This window comes from Kitasatospora sp. NPDC036755 (genome assembly GCF_040636595.1).
GTDB lineage: Bacteria > Actinomycetota > Actinomycetes > Streptomycetales > Streptomycetaceae > Kitasatospora.
Genome location: NZ_JBEZUT010000332.1, coordinates 1 through 9,657, shown reverse-complemented (window position 1 = coordinate 9,657; position 9,657 = coordinate 1). Strand labels below are relative to the sequence as shown.

Genomic DNA, 9,657 nt, shown 5'->3' with positions numbered 1-9,657 from the left:
CACGGCGGCGTCCGCGTCGGCCCCGGCCCGGTCGAGGGCGGTGACCAGCCGCTCCACCGTCCGCCGGTCCAGCTTCGACCCCGCGGCCGCGATCGCCCACCGCTCCCGCGAGCCGTACGCCGCGACCCTGGAGACGAGCGTCGAGGCGGGTGAGGGCGCCGAGAAGGAGGTGACCACCGTCACCGGGCGGTCGAACCACAACACCCCGGCCGAGGGAGCCCGCGCGGAGACGAAGATGGTCCGCGGGGCCCTCGTCCTGGCCTGGGAGGAGACGGTGACCATCGACCAGGCCATCTACCGGCGGAACAAGGAGACCGGCGAGACCACCTGGACGAGGGACGAGAAGCCCCCGGCGCAAGCCGGGAAGGGTGTGGAGGACAACGACGGCTACGCCAGGGTCCTGCTGGACGCCGGGCCCGCCGCCCGCAAGGGCATGGAGACCGAAGCGGGCGTGCCGGTGTTCCACCTCGCCGCCCGGCTCTCGGCGGACCAGCTCCGCCGCGCGAACCCGAAGTACGGGGACGGGCGGCAGAACCAGGGCGTGGACGGGGCCGACGTCCAGCTGTGGATCGACCGGCTCGGCCGGGTCGTCCGCGGCGAGGTGTCGACGGTGGTGGCCGGCAAGCCGGCCGTGACGAAGGAGCGCTACACGGACTTCGGCCCGGCGGAGACCTTCACGCCGCCGGCCGCGGGCTGAGCCCGGCTCCGCGCTACGCCGCGCCGTAGACCGAGTCGAGGTTGTCCCCGGCGGGGTGGGTGCGGCCGGCCGGGCCGGCGGCGAAGGCGCGCAGGACGTTCTCGGTGACCTGCCGGACGAGGTCCCCGGCGTGCGAGTCGATGCCGTGGTCGGCCCGGCCGCCGCCGGGGCCGCGGGCCTCCAGCGCCTCCACCCAGCGCATCGTTCCGGTGGCGAACACCCCGGCCCCGCTCGGCACCGTGTAGTAGGCGGTGTCGGAGTGGGAGCGGCGGCCCTCGCAGACCACGGGGGAATGGGCGATCACCTCGATCGGGCGCGGGGTGGGGAAGCCGGTGTTCACCCTGTCGTACTCCACTCCGACCAGGTGCGGGAACGAGGCTCCCGCCGCGACGCCGGTCCCCTCGAAGGCCCAGTGCCCGGGCGAGGTGACGACGTACGGGGCGTCCACCGGGTAGCCGTCGTAGATGACACCGAGCAGCGAGCTCTCGGGGTCGGCGCCCGGGCCGGCCCGGAAGTCGGTGGTCGCCGGGGCACCCGCCCGGCGGCCGGGGTCCTGCTCCCAGGCGTCCTTGTAGCAGACCACCGTGCGGTCCGGCCCGAGGTCGGTCGGCTCGAACCGGACCCGGCGGAAGCAGCAGTTGGCGCCCAGGACCGCCAGGTTGGTCCCGGCGTCCCGGGCCGCGGCCACGTTCGCCCGCTGCTCGGGCGACCAGTACTCGTCGTGGCCGAGCGACAGGACGGCGCTCGCCCCGGCCAGCAGACCGGGCTCCCGGGCCACGTCGACGCCCGTGGTGTACGCGAGCGGCAGACCGAGCCGCTCGGCGAGGACGACCAGCGGGGCCTCGTACACCAGGAACAGCCCGGCACCGTGGTCGTAGTCGTACGGCCGGTCGAAGACGACCTTCAGCGAGCGGCCGGCCAGGCCGCCGGACGGGCCGTTGTAGAGGCTGTAGCCGCCCCACTCGTTGTAGGCCTGCCAGGTCGCCGGGGCGCTCATCACCACGGTCCGGCCGGCGGTGCTCGCCGAGCGGACGGTGAGCGGGACGTAGCGGCGGCCGGAGCCGTCCTCGGCGTCCAGGCGCAGCAGGTAGGCGCCCTCGGGCCAGCCGGCGGTGTCCACCGCGAGGGTGCGCTGCCAGCCGGTCAGGACGGTGCGGGTCGCCGGGTCCACGTGCGGCGCGGCCTGCTTGCCGCCGGGGACGTGTTCGCGGCGCCAGACCAGCCGGGCGCGGGCGCCGTCGTACCAGCCCATCCGGTAGGCGGAGACGGTGAAGGCGGCGGCGGGGGTGGAGACGTGCAGGCCGAAGGGCTCGCCGGGCAGGACGCTGACCCGGTCGGCGAAGCCCTCGATGGCACCGTCCGGGCCGGGGTCGGTGATCTCCCAGTCCGGATTGCCGGGACGGGAGCGCTCGTCGGCCGCTGCGGTGCCGGTGTGCCCGTCGGCGGCCCGGCCGCCGGTGCCGGGGTCGGCGGAGGCCTCCGCTGCCGAGGCGGTGGGCGGTTGCGGGCCGGCGGCCGGGTCCGGGCGGCGGGGGCCGCAGGAGGTGACGGCGGCCGCCATCAGACCCAGGCCCAGAATCCTCCGCCGGCTCGGCTCGACCACCGCGACCTCCTCGTTTCCCTGCCCTTGCCCGGGCGCGAGTCCACGGGCGCGTCGACCCGGCGTGTCGGGTGCGCGCGGACATCCTCGCGTGTTTCGGGAGGTCCGCGCAGGCCGCCGCGCGGGCCCGGGGTGTCCGTGGGGGCAGTGGGCCGCCGGGGAGGGCCGTACGGGCGCACCCGGGCGTGTCGGCCCGCGCGGTTGACCGGCCCGGGCGGGCCGGTCCCCTAGCCTGACCAGGCCCGCCGTCCGGCGGCCGCCGGGGCCCGGAGGCGTGCGCGCCCGGCCGGTTCACGGACCGTCGCGTCATGGACAGGGGTGCACGTGGTTTCGTCGGGGTCGGCCGAGCAGGGGACGGAGCCCGCCTCCCGGGGCGGGCGGTTCCGGGCCTGGTTGCTGGAAGGCCTGTCCGACATGGCCAAGCAGCACCCCGGGCCGCACGCCGAGCCGCAGCAGGAGAAGGGCCAGCGCTGGTGGCGGGTCATGTGCCTGACCGGCCTGGACTACTTCTCCACGCTCGGCTACCAGCCGGGCATCGCGGCGCTCGCGGCCGGGCTGGTCTCGCCGCTGGCCACCATCGTGCTGGTGGTCGTCACCCTGCTCGGGGCGCTGCCCGTCTACCGCAGGGTCGCCCAGGAGAGCCCGCACGGCCAGGGGTCGATCGCGATGCTGGAGCGGCTGCTGTCGTTCTGGCAGGGCAAGCTCTTCGTGCTCACCCTGCTGGGCTTCGCGTCGACCGACTTCATGATCACCATCACCCTGTCCGCCGCCGACGCCAGCGCCCACCTGGTGGAGAACCCCCACCTGCACAGCGCGCTGACCGGCAAGCAGGTCATGCTGACCATGATCATGATCGCGCTGCTCGGCGCCGTCTTCCTCAAGGGCTTCAGCGAGGCGATCGGCCTGGCCGTGGTGCTGGTCGCGGTGTACCTCTCGCTGAACGTCGTGGTGGTCGCCAACGGCCTCTGGCACGTGCTCAGGGCCCCGCACGTGTTCAGCGACTGGACGGACGCGCTGACCGTGGAGCACGGCAACGCGATCGCCATGATCGGGGTGGCGCTGATCGTCTTCCCCAAACTGGCACTCGGCCTGTCCGGCTTCGAGACCGGCGTCGCCGTGATGCCGCACATCGAGGGCGACCCGGACGACACCGAGGAGAAGCCCACCGGCCGGATCCGCGGCGCCCGCAAACTGCTGACCACCGCGGCGGTGATCATGAGCGTGTTCCTGATCACCACCAGCTTCATCACCACGCTGCTCATCCCGGCCGACCAGTTCAAGGCCGGCGGCCAGGCCAACGGGCGGGCGCTCGCCTACCTCGCCCACGAGTACCTGGGCAGCGGCTTCGGCAGCGTCTACGACCTCTCCACGATCGCCATCCTCTGGTTCGCCGGCGCCTCCGCGATGGCCGGACTGCTCAACCTGATGCCGCGCTACCTGCCGCGCTACGGCATGGCCCCGCACTGGGCGCGGGCGGTGCGGCCGACCGTCATCGTGCTCACCCTCATCGCCTTCCTGGTCACCTGGATCTTCGACGCCAACGTGGACGCCCAGGGCGGTGCCTACGCCACCGGCGTGCTGGTCCTGATCAGCTCCGCCGCCATCGCCGTCACCATCGCCGCCCACAAGGCCGGGCAGCGCCGCTGGCGGGCCGGCTTCGGCGTGATCGCTGCGGTGTTCCTCTACACCACGGCCGTGAACATCGCCGAGCGGCCGGACGGCGTCAAGATCGGCGCCTGCTTCATCGCGGGCATCATGCTGGTCTCGTTCCTGTCCCGGCTCAAGCGCGCCTTCGAACTGCGCGTCACCGACGTCGTGCTGGACGACGTGGCGGCACGCTTCGTCCGGGACTACACCCACCGCCCGCTGCGCCTGATCGCCAACGAGCCGAACAGCCGGGACATCGCCGAGTACCGCGACAAGATCCACCAGATCCGGCGGGACAACGACATCCCGGCCGAGGACGACCTGGTCTTCGTCGAGGTCACCGTGCTCGACCCGTCCGACTTCGAGGCCGAACTGACCGTGCACGGCGAGGTGCTGCACGACCGCTACCGGGTGCTGGCGCTGCAGAGCTCCAGCGTGCCCAACGCGCTGGCCGCACTGCTGCTCCGGGTGCGCGACCTCACCGGGCAGCAGCCGCACATCTACTTCGAGTGGACCGAGGGAAACCCCTTCGCCCAGTTCCTGCGGTTCTTCCTGTTCGGGCAGGGCGAGATCGCCCCGGTCACCCGCGAGGTGCTGCGCGAGGCCGAGCCGGACCGCTCGCGCCGCCCGGCCGTCCACGTGGGCTGAGCGGGCCCGGCCGCCGATGGCCCGGCCGCCGGTGGTCCGGCCGCCGGTGGTCCGGCCGCCGGTGGTCCGGTGGTCCGGTCGCGGATGGTCCGGTGGTTCGGTCGGGGATGGTCCGGTGGTCCGGCGGGCCCGGCCCCCGCCGGCCGGTGGCACGGGTGCGCGGCCTGCGGGGGCGGACGGTCCGTCTGCCGGTCAGCGGTTCTGGTGGGATTTGGTCCACGCCGGGGCGACGAAGGCGATCAGGGCGACGGCGAAGGCGAGTTGCAGGATGTGCCGGATCCAGTCGATGCCCGAGGTGTGGCGGACGCCGATCCAGCCGGAGACGGCGTTGCCGAGCCACGCCCCGGCGGCGCCGAGCAGCATGGTCAGCCACCAGGGGATCGACTGCGGTCCGCGCAGGATCAGCTTGGCGAGCACGCCGAGCACGAAGCCGATGAGCAGAATCCACAGGAGCTGGAACATCGATTCCACCTTCCGGGCACTCCCGGGGCCGACGGCCCGGTGCGCCGAATCGCCGATGACACGGTTCGTCCCATGATCACCCGGATCCGGCGAACGGGCACGTCGACGGGGGACCGCGCAGGTCAGCGGAGTGACGGCGGACCGCTCCCGGCGGGGATGGGCGAGAACGCGCCGCGGGTCGGGCCGGAAAGCCGCTGTCCGTCACCGCGGTCGCACGGATAGGAATGGGCGGGACGCGGACGCTCCGCGTCACCGAGAGGAGCCGACCCCGTGACACGCCTTCGTTCCGTCGTCCTGGCCCTGGGCTGTACCGCCGCCGCGCTGACCCTGACCGCGGGAACGGCCCAGGCCGCACCCGGCGACACCAGCACCAGCTGCTCGTCCTCGCTCACGCCGAGCGGCTACGTGGACGTCCAGTGGTGGAACAGCGGCGGCTGCGGCTCCGGGTTCACCCCGAACACCAAGAAGATCATGCAGCTCACCGGCTACCCCGTCGGCACCGTGGTCAACGCCTGCGCCTCCACCTGGCCGCCGGACGGCTGGACGATCGTGAGCACCTTCTACGGCTCCGGCTGCAACTACTCGGCGGTGCCGAGCCTGGAGAAGAACTCCTGGCAGCTCAAGCGCGTCTCCTGACGGCGCGCCGCGCGGGCGTGCGGGCCGGTGGCGCGCCGTGACCCGGGCGGTCCGGCGGTCCCTGACCCGTGCGGCCCGTGACCCGTGCGGCCCGGTGGCGGCCGTGATCCGGCGCTGGTGCGCGACCTGACCTCGGCGCACCGGCGGACGGCGTGACGGCGGCCGGGACCTCAGTGGTCCCGGACCGCCGCGACGGCCCCGCGGACGTCCGGGTGCGGATCCTCGGCCAGGAGGTCAAGGAGCTCGGAGACTCCCGGGGTGGACCAGCGGGCGACGGCCCACACCAGCTCCCCCCGCACCTCAGGGTCCGGGTGGGCGGCCAGGTGGGCGAGGCGGTCCACCGGACCGCGCCGGCGCAGCCCGAACCAGTGCAGTGCGGAGCGCAGTTCGGCGGGATCGCCCGGTTCGCCGGCCGCCGCGATCCGGGCCAGCAGCACGGGGGAGGGCGGCGGCGGGCCGTCCAACGGGTGCGGGTGGCGCTCGCGCAGCCGGCGGCTGCCGTACTCGCCGCGGACGCGGCAGCCGAAACAGGTGCAGGGCCGGGTGCCGTGGGCGCCCGGCAGGTAGCGCCAGCCGGTGACCTGCGGTACGGCGCGGATCCGGTGCACCTCGCGGGCTCCCACCGCGCGCGGCAGGAACACCTCCCAGCCGCGCGGGTCGGCCAGGGCACCGATCCGCCGGACCGCCTCGGCGGCGCGCAGCGGCCGGTGGGCGTCCCGGGCGCGGCCGCCGTAGTGCCCGGCCAGCACCTCCTGCTCGTCGTCCAGCCGGAGGTGCACCGCGATCAGCGCGCCCTTGGGGCCGAACCGGGCCAGCTCGCGCAGCCACTGGTGGGTGAGCGTGTACGAGGGCAGCACGGGGAAGCAGTACACCCCGCGCACGCCGTCCTGGCCCCAGCTGTCGGCGCGGATGCCGGCGCGGCGGATGCGCGGCGCGTTCGCCGCGGCGGTCAGGTGCACGAACATCGCCATGGGCCGCGATGGTAGCGAGTGAACGGGCGGCGGTCCGAACGGTTTTCCGACGGGAGCCGACGGTCGTCCGGGGCGCGGGTCAGAGGGCGTTCGTGCGACCGGTGTTCGTTCGGCCGGTCGTCGTTCGGCCGTTGCTGGCGGGGTCGGCGGTCGTGCGGCGCTCGATCAGGGCGGCGAGCCCGTCCAGGATGCGCTCCAGGCCGAACTCGAGCGCCCGGTCGCGGCCGCCCGGGTCCGCCATGGCGGCGGCGACCGCGGGGAAGCGGTCGGCGTTCTCCTGGACCACGGTGCCGAGGGCGGCGAGGAGTTCGGCCTCGGGCGTGCGGGCCGGTCCGGCGGAGCGAGACTGCGCGGCGATCCCGCGTACGTGCCCGGTGAGCAGGACGGCGGCGTCCATCCGTTCGGGGCCGGTGAGCCCGTGGCCGTCGAGCGCGCCCACCAGCCTCTCCAGCCAGGCGAGTTCCCTCGGGCCGATCGCGCGGACGCCGACGGTGGCGTCCAGCAGCCACGGGTGCCGGGTGAAGGAGTCGGCCAAGTCGTGCGCGCAGGCGGTGAGTTGATCCCGCCAGTCGCCTCCCTCCGGTGGTTCCGGCGGTGCGCCGACGGCCGACTCGACCATCAGGGCGATCAGTTCGGCCTTGCCGGGGACGTATCGATAGAGCGACATCTTGGTGAAGTCGAGCAGTCCGGCGACCTTCTGCATGGAGACCGCGCCGAGCCCCTCCGCGTCGGCGACCTCGACTCCCGCCGCGGCGATCCGCTCCAGGCTGAGGGTCGGCTTCGGCCCCCGGGTGGGTTTGGCCGGCGGCCCCCAGAGCAGCCGCACCGTCCCGTTCGCCGCCTCGGCCATTCGTCCGCTCCCGTTCCGGGGTCCGTGCGGGCTGCCGACCGGGTGTCCGGTCCGTGCTTCCGCCAGGGGCTTGCCCTTCCGATCCAACTGTGTCTACCGTACACAGCAACGAACAGTGTCCGCCAGACACAGTTTTTCGATCCTCGGACGGAGTGGTTTCCATGAGCACCAAGGTCCTGATCTCGGGTGCGAGCATCGCCGGCCCCGCACTGGCCCACTGGCTGGGCCGGTACGGCTTCGAGGTGACCGTGGTCGAACTGGCCCCCGCGCTGCGCGACGGCGGTCAGGACGTCGACTTCCGCGGCCGCACCCACCTGACCGTGCTGGAGCGGATGGGCGTCCTGGAGGAACTGCGCACGCTCGGCACCGGCGGCAGTCCGATGACCTTCGTGGCCCCCGACGGACGCCGACTGCTGCACCTGCCCGCCGAGTTCGCCGGCGGCGACCTGGAGGTCCCGCGCGGGGAGCTGGCCCAGCTGCTCCACCGGCACAGCAGCGCCCGCGCCGAGTACGTCTTCGGCGACACGATCACGGCGCTGGACGAGACCACGGGCGGGGTCCGGGTCGCCTTCCGGCACGGCGCGCCGCGCGAGTTCGACCTGGTGATCGGGGCCGACGGACTGCACTCCAACGTCCGCCGGCTCGCCTTCGGCCCCGAGCGGCGCTACGTCCGCCACCTCGGCTACTACGCGGCCACCTGGCAACTGCCCAACGACCTCGGGCTGCCGGTGGGCTCGGTCGGCCTCAACGTCCCCGGTCGGCTGATGTCCGTCGGCGCCGCCCACCGCGACCCGGACCGGGCCGGCGCGTTCTGCCTCTTCGCCTCGCCCGAACTGCGCTACGACCGCCACGACCCGGCGCAGCAGAAGGCGCTGGTCCGGGCCGCCTTCGCGGGCCTCGGCTGGCGGGTGCCGCAGCTGCTGGAGAGCCTGGACGCCGCCCCCGAGCCGTACTTCGACTCGATCAGCCGCGCCGACGTGCCCGCCTGGTCGACCGGCCGGATCGCCCTGATCGGTGACGCGGCCTGCGGCGCGACCATCGGCGGCATGGGCACCGGGACGGCGGTGGTGGCCGCCTACGTCCTCGCGGGCGAGCTCGCCCGCGCCGACGGCGACCACCGGGCCGCCTTCGAGCGGTACGAGCAGCGGCTGCGCGGCTACGCGCAGGGCTGCCAGAAGGGCGGGGACCGGACCGGGCCCTTCCTCGCGCCGCGCACGGCCACCGGGCTGCGCTTCCGCAACGCGCTGCTCAACCGGCGCTGGGCGCTGGATCGGATGCTGGAACTGGGCAAGCGGGTCAGCAGCGTCGAACTGCCCGACTACGAGCGGGAGCCGTCCGGTCGGGCGGCGGCGGTGGGGTGGCCGGGGCGGTGATCCGTGCGGGCGGTGGGAGCCCGTGCGGAGGAGGGGCCTCAGTGCGGTGGGACGATCCGGGTGCCGTCGTCGAGCTGTGCCTCCACCTGGACGGTCGCCCGGGCGGGGCGTTCGACGGCCAAGGTGCGGTCCGGCGCGGGGCGGTCGGCGGACCAGCCCGGGCCCTTGACGGCGAGCCGGGTGACCCGGCGGCTGCCCGCCGCGAGCACGAACTCCGTCCCGTGCGGGGAGCGCCACCACGTCCAGGCGACGGTGTCCGGCTCGAAGCGGCTGCACGCCCGACCCGGGCCCCCACCGGTGCGCTGCGGCCCGCCGGCGCCCGGCAGGACGACGGCGGTGGCCGCACTGCCCGCGCCGTCCCAGCGGTCGGCGCGCAGACAGACCCAGGAGGCCGAGCCCGCGTTCTGCGGCAGCGGCTGGACGGCGAAGGCCCAGAGGTCAAGCCGTTTGACGCCCGGTGTGCCGTCGGGGACGGCGCAGCCGGCCCGGGCCCAGGCCCGCAGGGCTTCCTGGCCGGTGGCCTCGCCCGGTTCGCGTTCCGGCCGGGCCTGCTCCGCTCGGGCGTGCTGCGGTCGGGCCTGCTCCTCCGGCGGGGCGTAGGTGAGGTGGGCGGGGACCAGGCCGCCCAGGTCGGCCAGCAGGAAGGCGTCCTTCTCTGCGACCACGGGGGAGGAGCGCAGCTGGAGCAGGGTGGCGCCCCGGCAGTCGGCGGGCCCCGCACCGGCCTACCCGGCCACACCACAACGGCGCCAACGGCCAGCACAGAGATCAAC

9 protein-coding genes are annotated in these 9,657 nt (G+C 74.5%); 4 read left to right on the top strand and 5 right to left on the bottom strand.

Annotated elements, in window-relative coordinates; translation table 11 throughout:
- A partial coding sequence (locus AB0E96_RS33785; RefSeq protein ID WP_359829617.1) for a WW domain-containing protein occupies window positions 1-697 on the top strand: 697 nt, incomplete at its 5' end.
- Window positions 698-710: 13 nt separating this feature from the next.
- Here the strand turns inward: AB0E96_RS33785 and AB0E96_RS33780 are convergent.
- Window positions 711-2,258, bottom strand: a complete 1,548-nt coding sequence (locus AB0E96_RS33780; RefSeq protein WP_359829618.1) for a N,N-dimethylformamidase beta subunit family domain-containing protein — start codon at window positions 2,256-2,258, stop codon at window positions 711-713.
- A 453-nt stretch (window positions 2,259-2,711) separates the two neighbouring features.
- On the opposite strand from AB0E96_RS33780, the gene AB0E96_RS33775 reads away from it, so the two are divergent.
- Complete coding sequence (locus AB0E96_RS33775; RefSeq protein WP_359829616.1) at window positions 2,712-4,592, top strand: amino acid transporter; 1,881 nt, start codon at window positions 2,712-2,714, stop codon at window positions 4,590-4,592.
- A gap of 192 nt (window positions 4,593-4,784) precedes the next feature.
- Here the strand turns inward: AB0E96_RS33775 and AB0E96_RS33770 are convergent, their stop codons facing one another.
- Entirely contained in the window at window positions 4,785-5,054 is a 270-nt protein-coding gene (locus tag AB0E96_RS33770) for a GlsB/YeaQ/YmgE family stress response membrane protein (RefSeq protein ID WP_359829615.1), read from the bottom strand.
- A 270-nt stretch (window positions 5,055-5,324) separates the two neighbouring features.
- On the opposite strand from AB0E96_RS33770, the gene AB0E96_RS33765 reads away from it, so the two are divergent.
- Complete coding sequence (locus AB0E96_RS33765) at window positions 5,325-5,690, top strand: hypothetical protein (RefSeq protein WP_359829614.1); 366 nt, start codon at window positions 5,325-5,327, stop codon at window positions 5,688-5,690.
- Between the two features lie 170 nt (window positions 5,691-5,860).
- Here the strand turns inward: AB0E96_RS33765 and AB0E96_RS33760 are convergent, their stop codons facing one another.
- Window positions 5,861-6,661: a HEAT repeat domain-containing protein gene (locus AB0E96_RS33760; RefSeq protein WP_359829613.1), complete on the bottom strand. Its 801-nt coding sequence runs from the start codon at window positions 6,659-6,661 to the stop codon at window positions 5,861-5,863.
- Between the two features lie 79 nt (window positions 6,662-6,740).
- Window positions 6,741-7,511 (bottom strand): TetR/AcrR family transcriptional regulator C-terminal domain-containing protein, encoded by a 771-nt coding sequence (locus AB0E96_RS33755; RefSeq protein WP_359829612.1) that lies wholly within the window; start codon window positions 7,509-7,511, stop codon window positions 6,741-6,743.
- Window positions 7,512-7,672: 161 nt separating this feature from the next.
- Here AB0E96_RS33755 and AB0E96_RS33750 point away from each other — a divergent pair, with 161 nt between their 5' ends.
- Window positions 7,673-8,884 carry an FAD-dependent monooxygenase gene (locus AB0E96_RS33750; RefSeq protein ID WP_359829611.1) on the top strand — a complete coding sequence of 404 codons (1,212 nt, stop codon included), beginning with the start codon at window positions 7,673-7,675 and terminating at the stop codon, window positions 8,882-8,884.
- Between the two features lie 38 nt (window positions 8,885-8,922).
- Here AB0E96_RS33750 and AB0E96_RS33745 read toward each other — a convergent pair whose 3' ends face one another.
- Entirely contained in the window at window positions 8,923-9,549 is a 627-nt protein-coding gene (locus AB0E96_RS33745; protein WP_359829610.1) for a hypothetical protein, read from the bottom strand.
- Window positions 9,550-9,657 lie beyond the last annotated feature (108 nt).